This window comes from Gynuella sunshinyii YC6258 (assembly GCF_000940805.1).
GTDB lineage: Bacteria > Pseudomonadota > Gammaproteobacteria > Pseudomonadales > Natronospirillaceae > Gynuella > Gynuella sunshinyii.
On the sequence record NZ_CP007142.1, the window covers coordinates 2,024,419 to 2,050,432 of the forward strand.

The 26,014-nt window shown below is 45.6% G+C and carries 21 protein-coding genes and 1 pseudogene; 15 read left to right on the top strand and 7 right to left on the bottom strand.

All coding sequences use genetic code 11. The annotated features are described in order from the left end of the window. Nucleotides 1–391 precede the first annotated feature (391 nt). The 4 genes from YC6258_RS08995 (at nucleotide 392) to YC6258_RS09010 (ending at nucleotide 4,698) form a co-directional block, all read left to right on the top strand. The gene (locus YC6258_RS08995; protein ID WP_044616703.1) at nucleotides 392–799 is read left to right on the top strand and encodes a ribosome-binding factor A; all 408 of its coding nucleotides are present in this window, start codon (nucleotides 392–394) and stop codon (nucleotides 797–799) included. Between the two features lie 12 nt (nucleotides 800–811). Further along, nucleotides 812–2,008 carry an RtcB family protein gene (locus tag YC6258_RS09000; RefSeq protein WP_044616704.1) on the top strand — a complete coding sequence of 399 codons (1,197 nt, stop codon included), beginning with the start codon at nucleotides 812–814 and terminating at the stop codon, nucleotides 2,006–2,008. A 6-nt stretch (nucleotides 2,009–2,014) separates the two neighbouring features. Continuing rightward, nucleotides 2,015–2,959, top strand: a complete 945-nt coding sequence (locus tag YC6258_RS09005) for a hypothetical protein (protein ID WP_052830175.1) — start codon at nucleotides 2,015–2,017, stop codon at nucleotides 2,957–2,959. 353 nt (nucleotides 2,960–3,312) lie between these two features. After that, complete coding sequence (locus YC6258_RS09010; protein ID WP_044616705.1) at nucleotides 3,313–4,698, top strand: multicopper oxidase family protein; 1,386 nt, start codon at nucleotides 3,313–3,315, stop codon at nucleotides 4,696–4,698. A gap of 82 nt (nucleotides 4,699–4,780) precedes the next feature. Here YC6258_RS09010 and YC6258_RS09015 read toward each other — a convergent pair whose 3' ends face one another. Continuing rightward, on the bottom strand, nucleotides 4,781–6,208 hold the full coding sequence (locus tag YC6258_RS09015; protein ID WP_044616706.1) for a carbon starvation CstA family protein: 1,428 nt from the start codon (nucleotides 6,206–6,208) through the stop codon (nucleotides 4,781–4,783). 251 nt (nucleotides 6,209–6,459) lie between these two features. Between YC6258_RS09015 and YC6258_RS09020 the strand changes: the two genes are divergently transcribed. The 3 genes from YC6258_RS09020 (at nucleotide 6,460) to YC6258_RS09030 (ending at nucleotide 9,165) form a co-directional block, all read left to right on the top strand. Continuing rightward, nucleotides 6,460–6,996: a GNAT family N-acetyltransferase gene (locus YC6258_RS09020; RefSeq protein ID WP_044619896.1), complete on the top strand. Its 537-nt coding sequence runs from the start codon at nucleotides 6,460–6,462 to the stop codon at nucleotides 6,994–6,996. Continuing rightward, nucleotides 6,986–7,480 (top strand): GNAT family N-acetyltransferase, encoded by a 495-nt coding sequence (locus tag YC6258_RS09025; RefSeq protein WP_044616707.1) that lies wholly within the window; start codon nucleotides 6,986–6,988, stop codon nucleotides 7,478–7,480. Before YC6258_RS09020 ends, YC6258_RS09025 begins: the two co-directional genes overlap by 11 nt. Nucleotides 7,481–8,574: 1,094 nt before the next feature. After that, nucleotides 8,575–9,165, top strand: coding sequence for a hypothetical protein (locus tag YC6258_RS09030; RefSeq protein ID WP_044616708.1), 591 nt, complete (start codon nucleotides 8,575–8,577; stop codon nucleotides 9,163–9,165). A 52-nt stretch (nucleotides 9,166–9,217) separates the two neighbouring features. On the opposite strand, the gene YC6258_RS09035 is transcribed toward YC6258_RS09030, so the two are convergent. Together YC6258_RS09035 and YC6258_RS09040 are read right to left on the bottom strand one after the other, a co-directional pair. Next, entirely contained in the window at nucleotides 9,218–11,125 is a 1,908-nt protein-coding gene (locus tag YC6258_RS09035) for a sialate O-acetylesterase (protein WP_052830177.1), read from the bottom strand. Nucleotides 11,126–11,472: 347 nt separating this feature from the next. Next, a complete protein-coding gene (locus tag YC6258_RS09040; protein ID WP_211264658.1) occupies nucleotides 11,473–12,102 on the bottom strand; it encodes a TetR/AcrR family transcriptional regulator in 630 nt (209 codons plus the stop codon). A 54-nt stretch (nucleotides 12,103–12,156) separates the two neighbouring features. On the opposite strand from YC6258_RS09040, the gene YC6258_RS09045 reads away from it, so the two are divergent. Together YC6258_RS09045 and YC6258_RS09055 are read left to right on the top strand one after the other, a co-directional pair. After that, nucleotides 12,157–12,747: an NAD(P)H-dependent oxidoreductase gene (locus tag YC6258_RS09045; protein ID WP_044616709.1), complete on the top strand. Its 591-nt coding sequence runs from the start codon at nucleotides 12,157–12,159 to the stop codon at nucleotides 12,745–12,747. Between the two features lie 634 nt (nucleotides 12,748–13,381). Then, nucleotides 13,382–16,255 (top strand): glycoside hydrolase family 31 protein, encoded by a 2,874-nt coding sequence (locus tag YC6258_RS09055; RefSeq protein WP_052830178.1) that lies wholly within the window; start codon nucleotides 13,382–13,384, stop codon nucleotides 16,253–16,255. Nucleotides 16,256–16,307: 52 nt separating this feature from the next. Here the strand turns inward: YC6258_RS09055 and btsR are convergent, their stop codons facing one another. The 4 genes from btsR to YC6258_RS30190 all read right to left on the bottom strand — a co-directional run bounded on the left by btsR (nucleotide 16,308) and on the right by YC6258_RS30190 (nucleotide 19,993). Next, on the bottom strand, nucleotides 16,308–17,018 hold the full coding sequence (gene btsR, locus YC6258_RS09060; RefSeq protein WP_044616711.1) for a two-component system response regulator BtsR: 711 nt from the start codon (nucleotides 17,016–17,018) through the stop codon (nucleotides 16,308–16,310). 41 nt (nucleotides 17,019–17,059) lie between these two features. Next, the gene (locus tag YC6258_RS09065; RefSeq protein WP_044616712.1) at nucleotides 17,060–18,760 is read right to left on the bottom strand and encodes a sensor histidine kinase; all 1,701 of its coding nucleotides are present in this window, start codon (nucleotides 18,758–18,760) and stop codon (nucleotides 17,060–17,062) included. Nucleotides 18,761–19,066: 306 nt separating this feature from the next. Beyond that, nucleotides 19,067–19,297 carry a hypothetical protein gene (locus YC6258_RS29560; RefSeq protein ID WP_144407597.1) on the bottom strand — a complete coding sequence of 77 codons (231 nt, stop codon included), beginning with the start codon at nucleotides 19,295–19,297 and terminating at the stop codon, nucleotides 19,067–19,069. Nucleotides 19,298–19,849: 552 nt separating this feature from the next. Beyond that, complete coding sequence (locus tag YC6258_RS30190) at nucleotides 19,850–19,993, bottom strand: hypothetical protein (RefSeq protein ID WP_169748951.1); 144 nt, start codon at nucleotides 19,991–19,993, stop codon at nucleotides 19,850–19,852. A gap of 986 nt (nucleotides 19,994–20,979) precedes the next feature. On the opposite strand from YC6258_RS30190, the gene YC6258_RS09080 reads away from it, so the two are divergent. The 6 genes and pseudogenes from YC6258_RS09080 (at nucleotide 20,980) to YC6258_RS09105 (ending at nucleotide 25,891) form a co-directional block, all read left to right on the top strand. Then, the gene (locus YC6258_RS09080) at nucleotides 20,980–21,318 is read left to right on the top strand and encodes a hypothetical protein (RefSeq protein WP_044616715.1); all 339 of its coding nucleotides are present in this window, start codon (nucleotides 20,980–20,982) and stop codon (nucleotides 21,316–21,318) included. A gap of 205 nt (nucleotides 21,319–21,523) precedes the next feature. Next, nucleotides 21,524–22,552: pseudogene (locus tag YC6258_RS09085) on the top strand (IS630 family transposase). A gap of 5 nt (nucleotides 22,553–22,557) precedes the next feature. Beyond that, entirely contained in the window at nucleotides 22,558–22,914 is a 357-nt protein-coding gene (locus YC6258_RS09090) for a hypothetical protein (RefSeq protein ID WP_044616716.1), read from the top strand. 337 nt (nucleotides 22,915–23,251) lie between these two features. Continuing rightward, a complete protein-coding gene (locus tag YC6258_RS09095) occupies nucleotides 23,252–23,674 on the top strand; it encodes a hypothetical protein (protein ID WP_044616717.1) in 423 nt (140 codons plus the stop codon). Between the two features lie 619 nt (nucleotides 23,675–24,293). After that, nucleotides 24,294–25,217 carry an RHS repeat-associated core domain-containing protein gene (locus tag YC6258_RS09100; protein ID WP_082070627.1) on the top strand — a complete coding sequence of 308 codons (924 nt, stop codon included), beginning with the start codon at nucleotides 24,294–24,296 and terminating at the stop codon, nucleotides 25,215–25,217. Beyond that, nucleotides 25,205–25,891 (top strand): hypothetical protein, encoded by a 687-nt coding sequence (locus YC6258_RS09105; protein ID WP_044616719.1) that lies wholly within the window; start codon nucleotides 25,205–25,207, stop codon nucleotides 25,889–25,891. The genes YC6258_RS09100 and YC6258_RS09105 overlap by 13 nt, the downstream gene beginning before the upstream one ends. Nucleotides 25,892–26,014 lie beyond the last annotated feature (123 nt).

A 26,014-nucleotide genomic window follows, 5' to 3' on the forward strand; every position in this document is an offset into this window, starting at 1 on the left:
CTTTCCCGGCAGTGAGTCATTAAAAAAATTATCTGATGTTATTCTTAAACAGAGTGTTGACTCGCTAAAAATATGGGCGTAAATTTCGCCCTCGTTTTTAACCCACATTTCATTATCAGGAGGCCAAACATGTATCAGAATCAAATCATTGCGCGCCTCGTGTCTTTCTCTTTCCGGTAATACTCTTTTTGCCGGTCAGTCAGACCGGGGCTCCAATAGTTAATTATCAAGATTACTTTGAACGATGTATCTGTCGATGCCAATCGTCATGTGCTGATGATTTCTGCTGTGGCTTTATCGTTCGTTTGAAGTTGATTTTTAAACACTTCGATACCGTTATTTTTTCCGCCCGATTGTGGTGGAACGGTGCGGTATTGCTTGGAGTTTTATCGTGGCAATATCAAAACAATGGCTACACGAAGCCAAACTGTTATGCGATGAACCTGGTCCTGAAGATGGCGTGGATCCGCGCGAACTGGCCAGATTTCGTTTAACCCGAAAAACCAAACAAAACCGGCCTCTGGAAAAAGTTGCCCAGAGAACAATATCGTTGTGGATCATGGCCGAGCTGGCGGATGACGTCTTCAGAGATATCGATGTTGCAGCGGTGCAACTCACAGAAGATGGCCAGTTTTTGTGGGTATTAATACATCATTATTCATCTGCGCAGGCTCAGACAGAAGTGGCGCTGCAAAAGCTCAACGCACTTCAGGGGTATTTGAGGGCTCAAGTAGCCAGAGCCGTGAATCGTAAACGGGTTCCGGTTTTGAAATTTGAAGTATTACAGATGGATCGATAGGAGGAAAACAGGATGCCTATACAAACGTTGATGACCAAGGGAAAGGCCCCGGTCAAAATATACACCGATGAGGTGGAACCGGCTGCCATGCAGCAGCTTTATAATTTGTCGCAACTGCCATTTATTCACAGTCATATTGCGGTTATGCCGGATGTGCATATGGGTAAGGGCGCAACGGTTGGATCAGTGATTCCGACCAAAGGTGCCATTATTCCAGCGGCGGTTGGTGTGGATATCGGATGTGGTATGAATGCGGTTCGGTTGTCGGTCAATGCCTCGCATTTGCCGGATAACCTGCGCCGTATTCGTTCAACCATCGAAGCGGCGATTCCGGTTGGATTTAATATGCATAAGTCTGATCGCGCGCGGCCGACTTCAATCCGTGCCCTTGCGGTGGGTTTGGATCGGATCATCGGTAAGCATCGTAAGATTTATTCGATGCAGAAAAAACCGTATCAGACCTGGATACGGCAACTGGGTACTCTGGGTGGTGGCAATCATTTTATTGAGCTGTGCCTGGATGAAAATAACGATATCTGGATCATGCTGCATTCCGGCAGCCGTGGCATCGGCAATGCGATTGGCCAGTATTTTATTGAACTGGCCCGCCGTGATATGGGGCGCCATCTGATGAATCTGCCGGATAAGGATCTGGCTTATTTTTCGGAAGGCGCGGAGCACTTTGATGACTACATCGAAGCGGTGGAATGGGCACAGGAATATGCCATGACCAACCGCCGGGAAATGATGCGGATGATTCTTGATTCGTTACGCAAGCAATTTCCAGGTTTTAAAGTCACCAAGGAGGCGATTAATTGTCACCACAATTATGTGAGTCGTGAATATCATTTTGGTGAGCATGTTTACGTCACTCGAAAAGGAGCCATACGGGCGGGCGAGGGCGAACTGGGCATTATTCCCGGTAGTATGGGAGCAAAGTCTTTTATCGTACGCGGTAAGGGACAGCCGCAGTCTTTTTGCTCGTGCTCCCATGGCGCCGGTCGGACAATGAGTCGCAGTGCCGCTAAACGGAAATTTACCGACATGGATGTGGAGCGTCAGACGGCAGGTGTTGAGTGCCGTAAAGACAGCGGAGTGATCGATGAGATACCCGCTGCGTATAAGGATATTGATACCGTGATGGCCCATCAAAGTGATTTGATTGAGGTGGTGCATACGCTGAAACAAGTGGTTTGCGTCAAAGGATGATGACATATGAAACAGGAAATAGTGACCGAGGTGATCGCCTGTCTTTCTGAAGACAGGACATTATTCCGGTATTTTAAAGGACAGTACGCTGCTTATCTGTTGTCGTGTATCAGCCGATCCGGTACTACTGTCCAGGCTGTGAAGCAGTCCCCGTTCAGAGGACTGTTGGAACAGCCTGATGTCAGAAAGGTGCTTTCGGTTAGTGGAGATGGTTCGCTTGCGTCCGGTGTGTTTGATTATGTCTGGAATGAATCGTGTCAGTCTTTTGTGCTGACTCTGGGTCAATGGGGCAGCAAACGATGGGGTATTCAGACCACCCGTAATGGCTATAATCTGGTGTTGCAGATGAATTTTTCCGAGCAGCACAATCGTGCTTATCAGCGGTTGTTGAAACCCACTCAGGATCATGTGTTTAACTACGCAGGTCATCCTGTTGCTGAGCGGAAGGAGGACGCTCTGTATCGTGATACTCTGGCTTGGGCGCGGCTGGATATAGATCTGGATACTGGTGAGGCGCTGATTGAGGAAGTTCAGAGTGATTGGGTTCGACGGGTAAGAACGGCATTGTCACAATTGAATTCAAAAGGAAAAATCGCTGCTTATTATGGTCGTTGTCTACAGTGTGATGGCAATACATTTCGGCGCTATGCGGAGGAGGTATTCTTACCGTTTGCGTCAATCTGGTCCGAAGCCATGCTGACAGCGGCCATACGTTTTATTCGTGAGGAGCTTGGTATTGGTCGTATTTATTATCATACCCATGAATCTGGCGCATTGTTGAAGGGGATTCGCGGCAGTCATCCGCCGAGGTCGTTGTACACTGATTTGCCGAGGAAATTTTGTTTCCAGCAGACAGATCAGGCACCGGTGTTTATTCGTGAGGATAGGGTATTCAAGCGTAAGTGTCGTGCCATTCGCACAAAATTGTTATGGCATGAACTGATCTTATAAATAACTCAAACTAAGAGGTCTCTGAAAAATGGCCTATTTTCGCGCAGGACGTTGTCAGCGCCAGTCTCACATCCTCATTACACCAGTAAACTGCGGTGTTGCGAGTGGTGCTTCCTGGCCAGCGTCAAAACTGTTCCTATTTTTCAGAGGCCTCTTGGTTACACACTCGTTGGCATGATAAAACTTTCGTGCTCCTATCATCAGATCGGGTCGTTTGGTCTGAAGCTACCAGACTCCGGTTCTCTTGGCTGAAGTCAATACGAATGCCGTCGCAATTGCGGTCCGTCAATATAAATACCGGTAATAATGAGATATATTCTCATTATTATTGCAGAATCAAGAGGCGGGTTGTCATGATAAACAGACGGGATTTTCTCGGATCCATGTTGTCCACGGTGGTCGTTGCCGGAACGGTGGGCTTTCCCAGATTTTCACTGGCCGCCAGCGGCAGTGATGATCCCTATGATTATGTCCTGACGGCCGAGCCGGCTGATATTTCGCTGGTACCCGGAGGCGTTACCCATGCCCTGTGTTTTGACGGTGGTTATCCGGCTCCGATCATTCGTGGACGCCAGGGCAAAACGCTGCGGATTCTGTTTAAGAACCGTCTTAACGAGCCCACGACCATTCACTGGCATGGCTTGCGGATACCCATAGAGATGGACGGTGTGCCATTTCTGTCGCAACCACCCATCGCTGCCGGTGAGGATTTTCTCTATGAATTTGTACCGCCGGATGCCGGTACTTTCTGGTATCACCCACACGTTAACAGCATGATTCAGCTGGGTAAGGGGCTGGTAGGCGCAATCATTATCGATGAAGCAGAAGCTGTCGATTTTGATCATGAAGAAGTGTTGCTGTTGAAAAACTGGCATGTGAATGAGGATGGCAGCTTCAGTGAATTTACCTCACCGCGTAATGCCGCCCGGATGGGCACGCCAGGGCGCTGGGAAACGGTAAATGGCCAACATAAACCGACGTTCCCGGTGCCGGCCAACGCTTTGACCCGCATCCGTTTGCTGAATGTTGATAACACGCTGATTTATAACATCGCCATCCCGGATCATTCCGCCTGGGTGGTTGCCATTGATGGCAGTCCGGTGAATGAGCCCTATCCGTTGCAGGTGCACCCTATGGGACCGGGCATGCGTCTTGATTTGGCAGTGGTAACGCCGGCAGCGGGTGAGTCTGTCAGAATCAAAAATGCCAAAGGCCGGTTGATGTTTGATCTGGTGGATTTCCAGGTTGAAGCATCTGCTTTCAAACGTCAGGCTGGTCCGGTTAAATCGTTACCGGCAAATCCGATACCAAAACCAGACCTCGGACACGCTGAAACCGTCAATTTTGTCTTCGAGTGGGAAGGTGCTATCAGCCCGGCTGATAAGGATGGTAACAGTGATCCGAAATTCTGGACCATCAATCGTCGTGCCTGGGATAAAATGACCGCTGATTATATTCCGGATCCAGTGGCCAGACTGACACTGGGCAAAAGCTACATTTTCAATCTGCGTAACAATACGCCAAACAGCCACCCTATTCATCTGCATGGGTTTATCTGGATCGTATTGAACTCCAATAAGAAAGACATCGTGCCCTTTCACACGGATACCGTGCTACTGGAAAAGAATGAAACCGTTCAGGTTGCATTTGTGGCCGATAACCCGGGTCGCTGGATGTATCACTGCCATGTGATAGAACATATGAAAACCGGTCTGATGGGCTATATTGAGGTTGCTTGATGTGCTGATCCCACCAGTGATGGTGAGGTAACAAAGAAAAACCCGCTGAAGCTGATCAGCGGGTTTTTTTATGGCAGTCTGGTCAGAGATCGGTTTGCAGCGCCACTCGGGAAGCTGCTTTGAACTTCCATAAAAAGGCGACTAATGCCACTACAGCAGTACCGATGCCCAGTATGGTGGAGATCTGCATGGGCAGATTAAAACCGATGGTGGCATTGGCCAGATAAGTAATGGTAACAGCCGTCATGAATGTTGCTGGTATGGTGCAGATCCAATGCAGTTTGCCTTCTTTGGCAAGATAGGCAGCAGCAGCCCAGAGCATGATCATTGCGGTGGTCTGGTTGGCCCAGCCGAAATAACGCCAGATCACACCAAATTCGGCTTTGCTGATGATGAAGCCAATGACGAACATAGGAACCGCGATCATTAACCGGCGTGACATGGCTTGTTGTGGCAGTTTCATAAAATCCGCCACTATTAAACGGGCACTTCTGAAGGCCGTATCTCCGGAGGTAATGGGCAGTACAATCACGCCCAGTACCGCCAGAATGCCACCGACGCTGCCAAGTAAAGAAGTAGATACCTCATGAACTACCGCAGCCGGCCCACCGGCTGCCAGAGTCGCGTTCAGGGCTTCGGTATTATCGTAAAAGGAGAGCCCCAGCGTACACCAGATTAATGCAATTACGCCTTCACCAATCATGGCACCATAGAACACGAAACGGCCTGCACTTTCATTTTTCATGCAGCGGGCCATCAGTGGTGATTGTGTTGCATGAAAACCGGATACCGCGCCGCAGGCAATGGTAATAAACAACAGCGGCCATAATGGTAGATCAGTAGGATGCAGATTTTCGGCGAAGTTCAGACCTTGAGAGTAGAAATTGTGGTCGCTGACTGCCAGACCGATGACCAGTCCGACGGACATAAATAACAACAGCGCACCAAAGAACGGATAAAAGCGGCCAATGATTTTATCGATGGGTACGATAGTGGCGATGATGTAATAAGCGAAAATGACCGCAACCCAGAACGTCACGCCCATATCGGCCAGGTTAGCCAGCAATTTGGCCGGGCCCAACACAAACACTATGCCGACCAGCAGTAACAGGATGACGGCAAATATGTTCATAAAATGACGGGCGATGGTGCCCAGTTGCTCACCCACAACATTGGGGACTGAGCTGCCGTTGGAACGCACGGATAACATGCCGGAAAAATAATCATGTACCGCACCGGCGAATATACAGCCAATGACAATCCACAGCATAGCGACCGGGCCGTATAGTGCTCCCAGAATCGGGCCGAAAATCGGGCCCAGGCCAGCGATATTCAACAGTTGAATCAAATAAATCTTTTTATTGGACATCGGTACATAGTCCACGCCGTCAGCAGACGTGGTGGCCGGTGTTGGACGCTCTGGCATTGGCCCGAAGACCTTCTCCACAAATTTGCCGTAGGTAAAATAGCCGGACAACAGAATGCCGACACAAATCAAGAACCAAACCATATCGTATTCCTCTGTTATTTTTATCGTTGGAGTTCCCAGGCAGCAGACTAACGCTGGCAGAAAGCAATTGCCTTTACCATATACTGAACGGCGATATACTGAATTAAGCGGTAATATTTACGGTTTGAGTGGTTTCCACTGCAAGCTGGAAGGCAACAAGTGTTGCCGCCACAGGTCATTGTCTTGTTCCTGTGCTGATCAGAATGCTGTTCAATGGCGGTGATACTTCCTTCGGACTATTAGGGCTTGTTATGAAAATCGAATTGACACCCGCCGGAGATCTCACGGTGGTCGAGAATCTGTTTCAATATTATCTGTATGACATGAGTGAATTTACCGGCTGGTCTCCAGATGCCAGTGGTTCATATGCAATCGATACTGCTGTGATCGGACTGCACGATTATTGGCAAAAAGACGGACATTACCCGTATTTGATTCTTTGTAATGATGAGCTGGCCGGTTTTTCTCTGTTACGTCGCTACCCGTATGATTCTGATTATCACGATATCGGTCAATTTTTTGTGCTGAGAAAATACAAGCGTCAGGGGGTAGGAACTGTGGCATTCAGGTTGTCCGTGGGCCAGTTTCCAGGATTCTGGCTGACCAGAGTGTTGCCTGATAATATCGGTGCTTTACGCTTCTGGCGAAAGGTCATCTCAGACATATCAGTACAGAAACCGGTTGAAAATCAGGAAGATTATGGCGATAAAAAAATGATGTTCATTCGTTATGAAGTCGAGTCGCCTATTTTTTCCAGTACTGCAACAGAGGATGCAAATGAATATTGAGATTGCCACTGAACAGGATTTTGATGATATCTGGCCGGTTTTTCGCGAAATTGTCCGCGCCGGTGAAACCTATGCGTTTCCGCGTGATATTGAACGACAACAGGCGTTTGAATTGTGGATGAAAACGCCGAGGCAAACGTATATTTGCCGGGAACAGGGAAGCATGCTCGGTACCTATTACATCAAGTCCAATCAGATGGGACCGGGAAGTCATGTGTCTAACTGTGGTTATATGGTTTCGCCAGCCGCCAGGGGAAAAGGCGTGGCCACAAACATGTGCGAGCACTCGCAAATCATGGCCAGGCAATTCGGCTATAAAGCCATGCAGTTTAACTCAGTTGTTTCAACCAATATGATAGCCGTTAATTTATGGCATCGGCTTGGGTTTGAAACCGTTGGTCGTTTACCTAAAGCCTATTGTCATGCCCGGCTCGGTTATGTGGATACTCTGGTCATGTATAAATGGTTGGACAGTAACGACTGATTTTCTTTTCAATGGTTTTGCTTATGCCGAAAATATACGGATAGATGGCATACGTACGGCTTTTTATACACTCAGATTGAACTCTTATACCGTTTTTAGCGGGATTCTGTCATTTCCAGCTTGTTAAATGAACAGTATACATTTCATGAAATATGTACTGTTGTGCTGTTTTTTTGTTTTATTTTTTTGAAACATCAGCTGTCGGCTGCTTTTAAAGAGGCTTTGGTATTGAGGCATTTCTGTCCGCTTCGATAGTTCGAAAGTATGATGTTTTTTTCCGTAAATAGGTCTAGTCTTTTTTTATAGACTTCATTTTTAATATAAATTACACACTCTGATAAATAAAACAGAAAAAAACATAAAACAATAAAACAGTGTCACTAGAAAATCATACTAATTACTCAGTATGAGGTCTAAAAAGGTTTATTTCCAATCACATTGTGTTTTTTTGAAATCATGGTTTTGAACGTATTGATAAAAATTTCAAAGAACAACAATGAGCAAAACAGTTGATAAGAGATATTTTGGTTTTAGCTCTCTGCATTTTGAATTTCTGAAAATTTGTAGATGGGCTTTTTTATAAAATAACTTTTGTATAGGAGGAAATTTGCCGATCTTCGTTAGCCTGTGAACAACCCCTTGCCAGGTTAATGTTTTTTTTGATTTTGAAAGAACAGTTCTGTGAATTTGTCAGACGCCGGATATGAGCTGATTCTGCAAGGTTTCATATTCGGGAAGAGTTGCCTAAACACCGAACTGTCTCTTCGTTGCCATATCTACTTGGGCCTGAGAAGGCCCTTTTTTTATCGTATTATGTCGCTTCCCTTAATTCCTCTTTTTATAAATTGTGCCATAGCCGCTATATTGGTCGTACTGTCCTTGCTGTGATGCTGTTATCGCCTTTAGTACTATCTTACATTTTTTTGAAGTTCAATGACGGTGTGGTTATCATCGCCGCGCTGTCCCTGGAGACCGAACGATAGAATCGATGATATCAACGTCGGGCCAGCTGTTGTGGGTCAGTGATCAGGCTTGAGGCAGTTGTCAGATGCTCCAGCCGATATTGTCGTTTATTTCGTTAGGGAGTCGTAAATATGGCCGAAGGTCAAAAAAAAATCGTGGATAAAATCAAACAGGGAAATCATGGTGAGCTGATCAGTTCCGGTTTCTGGTTAAGTCAGGTTTTTATGCTGGTGGCGACGGTACTGGGTGTGTATCTTGCGGCTCAGACCGGTTTAAAACAGGCTATCATCTTTGATGATCTGTCAGACAAACAGGAACAGTATTATCTCCGCCATTCTCTCTACGATGAGGTGATGGATAATGTCTCGATCCTGAAAGACTATGATGAGAATTTCCTGAGCCAGGGTGTGTTGCTGGATCGTTCAACCAAAGCCTACCCGGATGTGGGTTATTATGTCTGGGAAACCATGAAAAACTCACCGGCCACCCTCGAAATTCCCAGTTATTTTATCAGTGAAACCCGCCGCTTCTACAGTAAGGTTGAGTTTATTATTCGCTTGCTGGAACAGCGCAAGCTGGCAACCGGTTATGCCAGTAAAATGTTGCGGGCTGAGCTCGTCAATATCGAACCTGTGTTGCAAAAGCTTAAGCAGAACCTGGACGGCATTGCGCTTGAGTTGAAGCAGAACGATATTATTGTGACAACAGATTTAAACTCATAAGACCCCGTCAGGGCAGTTGCGCCCTGACGGTTTTTTAAACGGGTGGAGCTGCTTACAGTTTATTGATACTGAACGGCAGTGCCGGCAATCCCCCGGAGTTATAGAGATTGACTTCCGGGAAGTCTGCCCAGGCATATTTCAGTGATACCGGCACGTCCACCTGATCACTCCATACCAGTACCTTGTGGCCTTTAATAATGGCTTCTGCCGGATAATATTGCCCATCCTCACCAGCCAGAATAAACCCTTTGACAGCTTCTCCCTCACTCAATGTGAAGCCTTTGCCGATATGATCAAAGCGGATGCTGACGATGTTGTCCTTCACTTTATGGCGGCGATAAGTCGGGCCCTGGCTCAACACGTTTTCATGGAAACTGACACGCCGCGCTTCGCCCCAAAGTCGTGATGCGACATCTTGCTTGTTACGGGGGTGAATATCGGTTTGCTCACCAATATCGATTGCAGTTGCCATGCCGGTGTTCGGTAAAGACAGCGCTTGAGTCTGCATGTCGCGCAGTAGAGCCCATTGGCTGTCTGGTTGCGGATATTGAGGCTCCATAAAGCCGGCCAGCTGTACGAACAGAAAACTGAAATCCTGCTGCCATTGCTGCCGCCAGTCCTGAATCAATTGAACGAACAAGTCACCGTAGTAGGCTGCGGCTTCTGTGTTGCTTTCTCCCTGGTACCAGATGACGCCCCGTATTCCATATCCCTGCACTGGATGGATCATGGCGTTATAGAGAAAGCCGGGTGTCCATTCATAACGGATGTAATCCGGAATAGGGGGTTCCACCTGGTTGCTGTAGCGCCAGTCCTGGCTGATATCCATGGTTTGGCCGTTCACCGTCAGAGTGACCTGACCTTCACGACCGGCAGCGGGATGGTTGTCCCAGCTGTTGCCTACCCGGACAGCGATCAGGTTACGCCCTTGTTTCAATAGCCCGGCTGGGAGTGTGTGCAGTGAACCCTGGACCTTCCAGTCTTCAAACTTAATCAGTTGTTCATTGACAAAAATAAAAGCCTCCTGCACCAGTTCTCCGAGATTCAGTATGGCTTCGCCAGTGGGGGCCTGGTCTAATATGACCTCGCGGCGCAACCAGGCCAGGTGTTCGAAAGGTTCTTGATTGGGCAGGCGAATCACTGACCAGTTGGTATCCGGATAATCAAAGCGGTATGCGCCTGTCGCCAGGGTATCGTCTTCACTGACCAATCGATTGAATTTTTCCTGAGCATTACGCTCATTCTGCGCAAACAGAGCCTCCCAATCATGACCCCCTTGGTAGATGTCGAGGGTTTTCTGCCGGTAATACTCCAGTTTCAGCAGGTTGTCAGGACTGACCCAGGCTTCAGCGGGTGTTCCTCCCCAGTTGGCTTCCACTATCCCGACTGGCACGTTTTTTTGCAGATGGTTGTGCAGGGCAAATAGATAACCAATGGCGGAAAAGTTGCCGGCATTTTCCGGTGAGGCCAGCTTCCATTGGTTCTCTCCGGTATTGTCTTGGGGGGTGGCTGAGACAATTTTGGGAACTTCAAAAAAGCGAATCAACGGGTAGTCAGCATCCGCAATCAGCTCTTCACTATTATTGATTTTCCAGTCGAGCTTCCATTCCATATTTGACTGGCCACCTGCCAGCCAGACATCCCCGAAATAGAGGTCGCGAATATGATGTTCCTGAGTGGTTGTTTGAATCGTCAGGTCATACGGGCCGCCGGCTTTATGGGGTTTCAGGAGAATACGCCAGGAACCATCTTCGTTTGCCTGAGTATGATAAGTGTGACCAGCCAGTGTGAGGGTGATTTGGGTGCCAGCGTCTGCCCAACCCCAGACCGGATTCGTCTGATCCCGTTGAAATACCATGTGATCGGAGAAAATATATGGAAGTTTCATATTTGCGTGTGCCATAGAAGCTAAAAACAGCAAAGTCGCGCAGGTAAGCAGCGCTGTAATTTTTCGTATCATAGCGGACTCCCGAAGGAAGATTAACGGAAAGGACAAACGTTTATGCATTATTGTTGTTTGATTTGTACGCAACCCATGCAGATTGTTCGTTGCCGTCGTCTGGAACGATTAATCTGTGAGCAGGGAGAGTATTGATTCACAATCTAAGGCAAAAGTGCATCCATCATTTGTCTTATTAACCAAACCAAATGTGTGCGAACAGTTGCCAGGCAAAGTGTTTTTATTGTCCTGGTGTTTTTGGCAGTCAAAGTGACCGCATAACCAGAGTCCGGGCTGTTGGTCAGGATGACCGCTAAAGTGGGAGCGATAAGTTATCGGAAATCGCCCGGATAACCGGGCTGTGGGTTTTATAAGTGAGGCATCAGCCAGGCTTTAAGATAGGGATAAAAGCGTTCTTTGATCGGCAAATTGTTATGAAGGGCGCAAAAATTCAGTGCCAAAGCCTGCATTAACAACGCTTCGATCCCTTCCACCAGAATATACAGGGGGACATCGCTGCGAAAATGTCCGTTATTCAACCATTGCCCCACGATTTCTTCAAAGCGTCCGAAGGTGGTGGCAATCGGGCCTATTTCTTCGATAGCAGCTGCACCCGAACGGCGTAAAATCACATCAAATACATACCGTTCAGAAGACATAAAGTGCAGTAATGGCAGCAGTTGATCCGTCATGTCGGAGACATCTTTCGGAGCAGGTACGTGTTCCAGCTGATCAAGGTGGCGGTTGATTTCATCGCCAATCAACAGGTCCATCAATGAATCTTTGTCTTTAAAGTGGGCGAAAAAAGTGCCTTTCGCGACTCCCGCCTGCATGACCAGTTCTTCAACACGCAGCGCTTCATAACCGTTTGTACGAATCATTTCGACGGCAATATTGATCAGTTTGTCGCGGGTTTCTATCGCTCTTTTTTGGGTGGATTTTCTCATCGCGGCAATATGGCACAAAAACTGACTGTGGTCAAAAAATAAATTGACCATGGTCATTATTTAGGTTTATAAAGTGACCGTGGTCAATATCTGGAAATCATCATCATGAAAACAAAACGTATATTCATTCTGAATGGACATCCGGGGGAAAAATCCCTGTCTCGTTTTTTTGCAGAAACCTATGCTGCAGCGGCGATGGATGCCGGGCATTTGGTTCGACTGTGTCATATACATGACCTGGAATTCGACAGTGACTTTGGCTTTGGCGGTTATCAACAGGTAAAGCCTCTGGAGCCAGCGTTGGAAACTGTGCTGGAGGATATTGAGTGGAGTGAACACGTCGTCCTGACGACGCCAATGTGGTGGGGTGGCCTGCCAGCCAAGCTCAAAGGTCTGATTGATCGGGCATTTTTGCCCGGACGTACGTTCGATACCCATAACACCCGTTTTGGTCTGCCTGCGCCTATGTTGGCAGGACGTTCTGCCCGGGTGATCATGACTGCTGATACGCCTGGGTGGTTTATGCGCTGGGTGTATAAAAATGCCATGTTAATACAAGTGCGCCGGCAGATTTTAGGGTTTGTCGGCATCAAACCTTCCCGGTTCAGTTATTTTGCCAGTGCCAGTCACCCCAGGGAGGGGATGGTGGAGCGATGGGCTGAGCAGATAAAAAGAATCGCGGCGGTAGCCAGTTGAGCGGTTATTGTCCGGTTAAAAAAAAGTGTAGTTATTAACCTGGCAATTAAATATGACGGGTTAACAGTGATGCATGGACGCCCCGAGGTGTCGGACCACATCATGGGCCTAAGCCCATTCGAGTCCCGTAAAATCAAGCGGTCCGACGATTCGGGATTTCGCAGATTTTAAAAGGCGACATTCAAATTGATCATCCTGACCGCTTTGAGGACCATTCTGAAATGTCCGCTGATGTTGTGCAAAACGTTTTGGAACCTAGATGGCCAATGCTGTGTTGCGGCACCCTGGTGCGCTACTGCATTGCAGTGTTTACCCGGTCTGACTTTCTGCTGATGGCTTGGTTCTTTGATGGCTTATTTTTTGGAATTATCTTTTGGCGAATTTTTGTCCGGCTGAACAGCTATATCGCCCAATCTGATGATACCGATACTCTGATAAAACGTGCACACTGCAACTGGGTGCGCTCAGGGCAGATATCGTTTTATATGGATGCATATTTGCCCGGTTAGCAGATAACACCCGGCTTATGACCCCGCATGATCATTGCCAGGTTAATAAAAACAATAACGTTGATTTTTACCTCGTACATGATCCGCATACCGTACAACCTGTACGTAACGAGGTACAGATACTTATGAAACAAACTATCAGAGTGTTTTCCGGCTTTGTCCTGTCCGTTGTTCTGCTCGGATGCCAGCCAACGTCCTACCAACCGATTGAGCATGGTGTTGTCATTCAGCCCCAGGAAGGAGCGGCAAGGCTGATCAGCGTGCAGGTTTACCGTGATAACATTTTTCGTATTACTGCATTGCCACATACCAATCCCGGTGTTCTGAGTGACAGTATTCAGGTGGTGGCTGAACCTGACGCCACATTCAAGGTCCGTCGCGAGCGAAATCAGATCAGAGTGTCTACTCACAAGGGGAGCGCACTGATCAACCCGCAAAACGGACATATTTCCATTTATGATGCCCGTGGAAACGTGCTACTGGATGCCGTAAACAGTGGCGAGTTTGGCCCGGTCACAGAAGATCCAACGACTCCGGATACCAACAGCTATGCCTTGAGACAGCAGTGGAATCAAAACACGGATGAAGGATTTTTCGGTCTTGGTCAGCATCAGAATGGAATAGTCAATTATGCTGGCAAGACTGTTGAACTGAGTACGCATAACCTGGAGTTTTCGGTGCCCATGCTGGTTTCCAGTCGTCGCTATGGCGTGCTATGGGATAATGCTTCCATCACCCGGCTGGGTGATCCGAATGGTTATCAGGCGTTGAATGAAAGTCTGGTCTTGTATGATGAAGACGGCGTAGCTGGTGGTTTGACTGCCCGCTACTACGATGGTGATGAGCTATTGCTGACCCGCACCGAGGCCGAACCTGATTATCAGTTTCTGGTGAATAACAATGTCCGGGAGCATCCGTTTCCGGCAGAGCTTGGCGAGGTCTCCAATCCGCGCGTTATCTGGAACGGCAGTATTCAATCGGATACCAGTGGTGAGCATGTTTTCAAAATGTACAGCAGTGGCTATACCCGTTTGAGTTTTAATCATGAAGAGGTATTAAATCGCTGGCGCATGAACTGGAATCCCTGGTATCACGATGTGCACTTGAACATGACGGCCGGTCAGAAAGTGCCCATTGAAATCGATTGGAACTCCCAGGGAGGATATTTTCGCCTTAACCATATTCCACCTCGTCCACAGGCTGAGCAAAATTCTTTATCTCTGGCGTCTGAGTCCGGCAAGGCCATCGATTATTATGTCATTCTCGGTACGGATTATGATGGTGTGATTTCCGGTTACCGGGAGTTAACCGGTGATGCGGTGATGCTACCAAAATGGGCTTATGGATTCTGGCAGAGCCGGGAGCGTTATCAGAACCAGGATGAACTGGTGAATGTGGTGCGTGAATATCGTCAACGCGGAATTCCATTGGATAATATCGTGTTGGACTGGTTCTACTGGCCTGAAGATGCCTGGGGCAGCCATCAGTTTGAAGCGCTGAATTTTCCCGATCCGCAGAAAATGGTGGAAGAGGTGCATGAACTCAATGCCAATATTATGATTTCTGTCTGGCCCAAATTTTACCCCACCACTGAGCACTACAAAGAGCTTGATGAGAAAGGTTATATGCTCAATAAAAATGTCGAGGTTGAAGCTAATCGCGACTGGGTGGGGCCTGGTTATCTGAACGGATTTTATGATCCGTATCCACGAGAAGCACAACAGATCTTCTGGCGGCAGATACGCGATAATCTGAATGTGCTCGGTTTTGATGCCTGGTGGCTCGATGCCACTGAACCGGATATTCATTCCAATCTGACCATCAGTAAACGCAAGGAAATCACCACCCCGCTCGCGGTTGGTTCGGGTACTGAATACTTTAATTCCTACGCGGTGCCCAACGCTGAAGGGGTTTATCTGGGTGAACGTGAAACCGATCCGGAAAAACGTTCGTTCATTCTGACCCGATCAGGATTTGGAGGTATTCAAAGAACCGGTGCGGCGGTCTGGAGTGGCGATACCGTCAGCCGTTGGTCAAACCTGAAAGACCAGATTGCGGCCGGTATTGGTGCAGGCCTGGCAGGGGTGCCAAACTGGAGCATGGATATCGGTGGATTTACACCGGAAGATCAGTATCGCTATGGCAGTGATGGCATTGTGCACAATTATGCCGATATGCCGGCAGACTATGTACCTAACTGGCAGGAACTGAATCTGAGGTGGTTTCAATTTGGCGCATTTGTGCCGTTGTTTCGTTCCCACGGCCAAAATCCCTATCGGGAAATCTATAATATCGCCGAACAGGGATCAGACATTTATGAATCCATGGTGTATTACGCCAGGTTGCGCTATCGGTTAATGCCCTACATTTATAGCGAAGCCGGTCATATGTATTTGAATGATGGTACGCTGATGCGGGGATTGGTCATGGATTTTATGGACGACCCGAATGTCTTTGAGATTAATGATCAATATATGTTTGGACCGGCGCTGTTGATCAATCCCGTGTACCAGCCAGGTGCCACTTCACGCCAGGTATATTTGCCTGAAGGAACGCGCTGGTACGATTTTTATTCTGGCAAGGCATATGAGGGTGGACAGAATATTGATGCCGCCGCCCCATTGACCCGTATGCCAATATTTGCCAGAGCCGGAGCGATTGTGCCTTCCGGACCAGAGATTCAGACAGTCTTTGAACAACCGGATGCCCCTCTACAATTAACGGTTTATGCCGGCGCTGATGGTCAATACAACCTCTATGAGGATGACGGCAGCAGTTATGATTATGAGCATGGCGAATACAGCATTATTCCCATTCATTACGATGATGACAGCCGTACGCTCAGTATTGGTTCCCGCCAGGGAAACTATGCTGGCATGCTCAAAGAGCGTGAGTTCCGGGTTCGTCTGGTAGAGGGTGAAAACGCTGAAGCCAGTACTTTCGATGCAGGGGCTATCATGGTTAATTACCGTGGCCAGGCATTGGATGTAACTCTGTAATCTATTAACCAGGCCATCAATGAGATCGTCTTGATCTCCTTGATGGCTGCCGTTAAAGCTTGAACATATCCAGAAAACCTTTCATAAAACGCCGGCTGACTGGCAACTCAGCACCGTTACGGGTGTGAAGGCTCGCGGAGCCATTATCCATAATCTCGATCTCGGCGATGGCCTGGGGGTGTACCAGATACTGTCGATGACAGCGGAGCATTGAGGTTTTTTCTTCGAGAACTTTCAGGCTTAATTGCGAATGCAGCTGTGTATTGGCCGTATTGATATGCACGCCACTTTGATCTGAAAACGCATATTCGACATCCTGTAACTGAATCAGTTTAATACGGTTCTGATAGTAACAGGGTATCAATTTCAGTGACTGATGTGGGACCGCCTGAACCTGACGAGTGGCAAGTGCCTGACTCAGACGTTTGACCGTTTTAGCCAGACGTTTGGGCTCTACGGGTTTGAGCAGGTAGTCAAACGCATTATCTTCAAACGCCTGGATGGCATACTGATCATAGGCGGTCACAAAGACAACCAGCGGTCGCTCCTGTTCATCCAGCATGTTTACCAGTTCAAGCCCGGTAACCTGAGGCATTTGTACATCGACAAACATGACATCGACTTGCAGTTGGCGAATATGCTTCAAACACTCTATGGCATTCGGGAATTCCGCCACGACCTCGCACTCCCCCAGTAGTGCCAGTTGCTCTGCCAGTTCCTCTCTGGCCAGAGCTTCATCATCAACCAATATGGCTTTCAACATGTTTTCAGGTGTCCGCTATTGTTGTTATGGCCTGGATCAGGTTACTCGTTTTGCAAGGGCACCAGCACCCGGGTGTAGCGGTGTGGTTCCGATTCCACCAGCAAACCGTTTTGTGATCCCAGCAGATTTTTCAGGCGAGTGTTGACGATATGCAGGCCGAGTCCCTGATGTTCTGGACTGTTGCTTTGCAGAGGGTCCTCATCGGGATAGAGGCCGGCATTGTCTTCGATGACCAGATAAGGTCGTTCTTCCCGGACCGTACTGTACAGTTTTAACTCACCGGTTTCGAGTGACTGCGAGGTGCCATGTTTTATAGCGTTCTCTACCAGAGGCTGAACCGTAAAGCTGGGTAACCGATACTGTTCAAAAGCGCTGTCTATATCCTGAGAAATAACCAGTTGATCAGAAAACCGGGTTTGCTCCACATGCAGGTAAGAGCGCGTATGTTCCAGCTCCTGAGCCAGAGTTGAAATATCCTCTGTGCGCTTCAGGTTGGTACGCAAAAAAATCGCCAGATCACCCACCAACTCTCTGGCTTTGTTCGCATCCTTACGAATCACTGCTGTGATGGTATTCAAAGCATTGAACAGAAAATGGGGATTGATTTGAGCGCGGACCAGTTTGAGTTCAGATTCCACCAGTAATTGTTTTTGCTGTTGATAACGACTGTTCAATAACTGCTCTTCCAGAATATGCGCTATCCCTTCGCCGAGCGTCCGGTTGATATTCAAAAACAACCTGCGCTTGGATTCGTACAGTTTGACTGTGCCAATCACTTCATTATCTGACCGTAACGGAATGACCAGCGTCGAACCCAGAGGGCAGTTCTTTTGCCGCGAACACTTATAAGGAACATCAATACCGTCCACAAACATGACCTGATTATGCTCTATGGCATGCAGGGTTACTTTTGAGGAAATAGGTTTTCCGGGTAGATGGTGATCATCACCCATGCCGACAAAGGCGATGACCTGCTCACGATCGGTTAGTGCAACCGCTGACACGCCTGTTTCCTCAAGAATGATTCTGGCCACATCGTTTGCATGTTCACGATCAAAGCCGTGGCGGAAAATACCCATCATTCGCGAAGCGAGTTGCAGGGCTTTGGCGGAGTACGTAACACTGTATTTTTCATAAATGGATTTACGGTCCCGTATCATTGCCATGAATAAACCTGCGCCGATGGAGTTGGCTACCAGCATGGGGGTGGCAATCAGGCTGACCAGGTGAACGGCCTCTGTAAATGGTTTGGCAACTAACAGAATAATCAGCATCTGACTGACCTCTGCACAAAAAGTAACAATCGCGGCCAACATTGGCGAGTACAACGCATCAGGATTGCGACGACTTTTGAGAATAAAGAAATGTACCAGACCAGCCAGTAACCCTTCCCAGGTGGTGGAAATAGCACAGGCAAGATCCGTAAAACCTCCCAGAGTGTAACGGTGCAGCCCCCCGGTCAGCCCGACCAGAAAACCAATTACCGGACCACCAAACAGCCCCCCCAATACCGCACCCACGGCCCGGGTATTGGCGATGGCGTCATTGACTGGTTGACCAAAATAGGTGCCCAGAATACAGAAACCGGAAAAAATCAGATAAATCAAAATCTTATGGGGCAGCCGCAATGACAGGTTGGTCATCGGGGCAAAAACAGGGGTGCGGCTGAACAAATAAGCGATAACCAGAAAAATGCTCATCTGTTGCGCCAGAGATAACAACAATCGCCAATCGAAAGACATAATTACGGCCTTACTTCATCCAAAACTGCTTTGCAAGTGTAGCATGAACAAGCGTCTCCACACCTGATGATTGAAGCACCTCACCCAGGCTACCGGTCAGGATATATCTGCCGCGGGGTATGTCAAAATTCCTTATAAGGGCGAACTTCGTAGCGGTCACTCACAGGATAAGTGCCTGTTTTTGACTTCCCAATACCTGATTCCGTGTTTTCCGTTTGGCAAGGTTATTTTTATTATTAAGATAACAATTTAACAGGAGTGGGTGCATACGGACAAATGCCAATAATCATTACTTTGCCGGCTGAGTTAAACGAAAGCCATCACAACAGCGGTAACCATACCGGCCAGGACAATCGACAGGATCAGAGCTTTTGAGTCCTCCCGAACGATAGCGGGATCAATTGGAATAACCGGCCAGTAACAGGTTTCATAAAGTGGCTTGAATCTGCGAGAACCAAAGAAGAACAGGAGCATGACAGATGTGGAAGACAGAACCGCAAAACCCATTCCATAGTGGCTATTGACATACTGAGCCATAAATGTATTCAACAGTACAAAAGCAAAAAAGCCAATATTCCACACGGTAGCTTGCTTTGGATTGAGGCACTTTTGATGAACATTGTATTGGGCTCCACAATGCTTGCATTTCAACCGAAAAGACAGCCTGAATCCTTTGGTTTTAATGTCTTGATGACAATTCTGGCACAACATTCCTCGCTCTCCCTGATATCCGGAAGAGTACTATAGGTATTTGAATGAGTAATTGCCATAGAGTAGTGTTGACAGCATGTGAGCGAAAATATCGTTGAGTGAGAAATAGAAAAATACGAAAAAAGAACCTGTTAATACTCGTGGTTATGGCGTGGCGGCTCTCTTTTCAAGAGACGCCATTCAGCTTAAAAAATATCAGTTCGAAAACACCTTGACTGACATTAAATTCATTAAATTATTACTACCACAACCATCAACATATAACTGAACTTTGGCGTGTGTGTGGAGAGCAGACAGGAGCATGGATGAAAGCAGGTCAAATTGCGGATGAGAGCTTTCGAGAACATAGCGCTTATCTGTAGAACTGCAGTTTTCACTTTATAGTGACAAGTCCGTATTGATATACAGGTTTGATCCACCCCAGCCATTTGCCAGTGCCTTGACCATTTGTGGTTTAAGAGCTGCTGCTGCATGAGAATATGCAGAGGCAAATAGCATGATTGAGAATAGATATTTGTTCAAGAGTTTCTCCTTGCATCTTAAATTGCATGAATGTATTGAAGTTCCGTGGGTCGAAAATATCAGACGTCTGGTCTGGGGGGTAATTAATATCGAAATTCGGAATTTTCTAACATGATCGGGAAGGCCCATTATTCCAGCTGCAATCAGTGTGGTAAATATATCGTGTTTATCATAATGACTACATGATCAAGGTATGTTTCCGTATCCATACTTATGAACGCAAGACTTTGAAAGGCCTCCTTTAATAAAAAATGGCAGATTAAAATTTGTTTTTATTAACTTGGCATTGGCCCATGGTGATGCGTCCGAGCATCACTATTAACCCGACATATTTAATTTCCGGATTAATAGATTGAGTATTGTCGAACCCCACTCAAAATCGTTTTCTCTCCAAATTCCTTGATACGCCAGTAATTCATCCTCTGTAAAACAGCGGCATCGTCTTTTTGAAAATATGTCTTCAAGTCAGTATTCAAATGAAAGTCGCTTTCGTACTTTTCTTGTTGGCAGAAGTGAAAGGTGCTGCTCATGCTTCCAGAAGATACTTGTTTACATTATTTGTATATTTTTTACACAAAAATATGAGCTGTTTTGTTGTATTTTGAAAAATCAATTATTTTAATCGTTTTTTTGTGAATTGTTTCACATTTTTTAAGTGAATCTGGTTTGTTGATTGGTCAACAATTCGTGCACAATTTGCGGAAATTGAGTATTGGACTGCATTTTCTTGATTAAAAAATACTCAGATTGGTTTGGTGTTCAAGGATTTTGATAATGGAAATGTTGTATGAGAAGGATCTGGTTCAAAACTCCGTTCTTCCCCCCCCCCAGCACAACATTTCATTTTACATATCCCACCATAAAGAGATGCTTTGTTTTATTTGTTGTTATTAGATCTTCATAAATCAATGTTTATATCTCTATTCTGAGACTTTGAATTTAATTTTTGACCTTGTAGTTAAGATATTTAAAAGTGAGTTTAAAATATGAAAAAAATTAGAAATCTTGCCTTTATCTGTGCATTGTTCTGCTCGGCTTTTGCTTTTTCAGGAACTGTTGAAAACACCACTATTAATAGACTGGAAATGTCAAAGTCCCAAGAGAATTGGGTGTTGATTGATGTAAATGGCTCCAAGAGCGATTGTACTGTTCTTGCTAGTTGGGATTTTGCTTTAAGAACAGACAGTGATTATGGAAAGCAGATGTTGTCACTCCTGATGTCTGCATATATTGCCGGCAAAAAAATTACTCTGATAGGTTACTCCTCTCCGGTATGTGGTTATTTGGATATAGAAGAGTTGGATAAAATACGAACTACCAAATAGGGGTAGGAAGCCTCTTACATCCGTCTAGATTGTCAGCAGATTGTTTTTGGGGTGGAAAAGGGGGTTGTTTTAGAGAGATATCGTGCTCAGGTCTTCGTTACACGGTGTTAAGCTCTAAGGCTATCTGGAATTGTGACTTATTGCTTAAAAATCATTAATTAAATATATTAACCCGGCGAAAAAGAATATCTGATACAATGGTCCAATGGAAACGACAACAGACACAAGAAAACTACCACGAGAAGTGATCGAAGAAAAACGCCGCATGGCACATCGGTTACGCATGCGTGGATTCACACGCGCAGAGATTGGTCAAGAGCTCGGCGGCGTACATCCAGATACGATCGGTCGATGGTTAAAGCTCGACACAACCAACCTCACTGTCAATCGAGGGGGCGTAAGCAGGGAGAAGCAAGACGGTTATCTGCTGACCAGGAAAAACACATTAGATCACAGATCATCGACAAAACGCCCGACCAGTTAAAACTGGATTATGTCTTGTGGACACGAAAAGCCGTGTGCGAGTTGATTGAGCAGGAATTCAAGATCCAGTTGCCAGTGAGAACGGTCGGTGATTATCTCAAACGTTGGGGCATGACCCCCCAAAAACCTGCAAAGCGAGCGTACGAGCAAAATCCGAAAGCCGTTCAACAGTGGTTGGATGACGATTATCCGAAGATCAAAAGCTCAAGCAAAACGTGAAAACGCAGAGATATACTGGGGCGATGAGACGGGTATGCGTAATGACAGCCAGCACGAACGAGGCTATGCCCCAAAAGGAAAGACACCGGTTGTTCGGCTTAATGCCAACCGTACTTCCACCAATATGATTTTGGCGGTGACCAATCAGGGAAAAGTTCGATTTAAGATATTCGATGGGTCAATGAATACCGACATTCTGATTGATTTTTGTGAGCGTATCATCAAAAGCGCGGGCAGAAAGGTCTATCTGATATTGGATAATCTTCGTGTTCACCACGCAAAACTATTTAAAGCTTGGCAGGAAAAACATCGGGCAGACATAGCGGTATTTTATTTACCATCCTACTCACCGGAACTGAATCCGGATGAATATTTGAATTGTGATTTGAAAGCAGGTGTTCACAGTGGCAAGCCAGCGAGAAACAAAGAAAAATTAAAGAAAAAAGTTCGAAGTCATATGCAGATGTTACAAAAGAAACCTGGTCGAGTGCGGAAATATTTTATCCATAAAAAAATTGCTTACGCTGCATAACAGGTATGTTTAATCGCCGGGTTAATAGTTATGAGTGGGCATTGTTGGCTGCAAAAATAGTGGACTATACCGATGGGGAGGTTAGTGAAAAAATACTTGCATTCTTGTCCTATTTATTGCCTGACAGAATTGAGCTGCTTTCCTTGTTATTCGATGCGGATAAAAATATAACGTATAAAATTGCTGCGATAGTAGATCCCAGTCCAGAGCTAAGGTTAGATATCGATAATCCTTGTCTGCGTTTTAATAGAATATACTCCAATTTGAATATTGAACGGCAAAGAAAAATAAATGAATTCGAACAAACTCTTCTTAAAATAGTAAACGGAAATTTAGATTATTATAATTGCAAGATAGAATGAAAATTTTGGCCACCGCGAGCATTGGTTGGTTTCGCGCCAGCGGTTATTATCCTATGTTCACACCATTGATATCTGTGCTCCTGCGATAAGGGATAAAAAGGATACCCAAAAAACTTGCTTTCCTAGAGTTGGGCTAGGGATATTATCTGGGCAGGGGCGATTAAAATTCCGGGTATTATGGGCTGGTTCGGAAGAAGAGAATTTTCTCTATTGGAACAATTGATCCTACCGTTGTGTTACGGAAAGCTATGATTAGTGATGCTTTATGTCGATATCCTAGGAATTATTTATGATAGGACAGAGCGCTGCTGGAACATGGGTTTGATGGGTGCTATATATGGTAAAAATTGTTTTTTTGAGTTCTTTTTTTTGGGCTGTGTGTTGTTTCGGTAGGGGAGAAGAGGAGATTGTTATCCAATGCCATTGTGTTGACGACTGTGATAGAAGCTCAAAGTGCGATTGGATTTGGAATGAGTATCAATTGTTGAGGAGTGATCCGAATTCCAGTCATGACAGCTTAAAAGGGGTGCTAGCGGAGCAACGTGTTGCTCATTTTGAGGTTGTGGATTTAGGTACATACGGCTGCTTCACATCGTTTGGTGAATATGAAGGCCATTATTTACGTATTGACGTGGGGCTTAAGTTCATTGACAAGTCTGTTGTCAAATCTAGTATCGTTGAGATTAAAAAGCTGCCTAGTTTTAACGAGCGGGAAGCTACCTCAGAGGATGACTTGTGTCTATTTAAACTTGATTTATAGAATAAAATATAAAAAAAAATATAAAAGGACACCCAAAATTTTGAATTACTAATGGTCTCGGTACAGCAGGAGCTGCGGCAGAACAAAAAGTTTGGGATGTAGTATTGTTGGATCCTAATTTGCTACCTAAAACAGAACAGCAACTTCAGCAAGAGTCTTATGAGCATATGTGTCCTGACGGTTGCATAGCTAGCCGCTGAGCAAAATTATAGATGCATATATTGAGTCATTTGGAGATTGAGTTATGGGAAGTTTAGTTGATTTCTTGCCAACTGATCATCCGTTGGTTGGAGTTGGCAGGGTGATGATGAAGATGCTCGTGCTCAATATACAGTTACTGTTGTGGATGGGAAATTTGAGGTTAGTGCTATTGATGCGATAGACAGTGAGGTTTTTTTGGTTTCGAACATTAAGTGGGATTCTAAGAATGGTTCTTTGTTTTTTGATAGCTATATGCCGTCAACAGAGAGACTTGGCCACACTATCTTTCGGCAATTGGATAATAATCGTGTTGAAGTCACATTTACCTTTACTGATAAATCAATATGGGCATCGGGTTTGATGCACAAGAGGAGGCTCTAACCACAAAATAGGACGCCCAAAAACTTCCGGGGAGCAGTTGACTGTAGAAGCGCCATTACGTAGCGCAGATATTCGTTTCGACTGGACCAACCTGGCCTTTACCGGACATGAAAAAATACCGGATACGCCCTTTATTCACATGGGTGGACGAACCTACCATGTGGCTCTGGGGCGGTTTATGCAGACCGACATTCTGAATGTGGATCACAGTAATCCGATTTCTTTCAACCGTTACGCCTATGTATTGAATAATCCGGCAGGGTATGTGGATCCAACGGGATATGCGCCACAACCGACTGGAGAAGATACCAATGGTAATGTTGGTAAGACGAGCGAGAATGAGACAGTAGCTAAGAATGATTCTTCAGGGGATAAGGATAGTAAGCTTTCTGACAAAGACAACAAAGCATGTACAACCTGTGGTGATGAAAAAACATCGGATGAGCAGGCAGTTCAGAAAAAAGCATATGAAGAATACTATCATTCAAGAAGGCTCGGCTTGCATTTAAGTAACCTGAGAAAGCTAAGAATGACTAAAGAACAGCTAAAAAATAAGTACGACCAGATAGTTTCAGAGAATCCAGATGTCAATGCTACTTTAATATGGGATCAGAAAACAGGGCATTATGAATTATGGGAAGATGGTGAGCTTATCGTTTCGGGGGATGGTTATTCTGGTGGAAATAAAGGGAAAGTACCAGTGGCGGAAAATAACCCTGCCTACGCCAATGTTGCGTTCACCGGCCCTGCTCCTAAAGGAACATATGTTGCCGAAGTTGAGGACGGTACGCGAAAATGGGTTAAAATGCATCCTCATCAAAAGAACTCCATGTTGGGTAGAGATGGGTTTTATATTCATGGAGGTGCAGGTGTATATAGAGATGCTTCGCAAGGTTGTTTGATAATACAAATTGAAGACAGGAAGAAAATTAAAACAGGTACAACAATATGGGCCATTTGAAAAAACTTAAAATTATAGTTCTCTTACTTTCTTTCTATAGCTTGAGCATGTCATCTACTGCTCAAAATTACGATATTACAAGTTATATGGGTTTTTCTCTTGATAAGTATTTTTTGAAGACTAATTTTTCTGATTTAGATATAAAAAATACCATGAAAGATGACTATCTTTGTCTTTACGGGAATGATCGTGCTGTAAAGCTATTTTTTTCTGATTATCCTTCAAGTGAAAATACAAATCTGGTTAGGATCTATTCTGTTGAGGAGGTTAACGTACATAGTACTCCTGGTAGTATCTCTTTATGTGAGGAGTATGCAGATTCTTCAAGTGTAGAACCTGTTGTTAAATATTATGAAAATGGGTTTTATCAAAATATAGAAGAATACTTGTCAGATAATCACTTTGAAAATGTAATAGGTAAAAAATCAAAAAATACAAATGATGTCAGAGTCTATAAAAAGTTACTTAATGCTTTGGAACCACCAAGTTGTCACAATGTTATTGATGACATAGGTGAAACTTATTCTTTTTTCGGAAAGGAAACTAAGAATATTGTGATTTCTTTGAATTATCGTAATGGGATTTTGATCTCTCTCCGAAAAAAAATAGAATACAAGACTGACATGAAAAGATTGTTCCGTGAATTAGATTGTAAAGATGAAATGCTAGAATAGCAGTAAATAAATAAAAAAGGGCATATATGGACGCCCCCGGACTGTCAAATGTAATTTTGTGAGTAAGTAAAATAGGACACCCAAAAACTTGAATTACGGTTGCAGCGGTAGTTGGGGGAACAA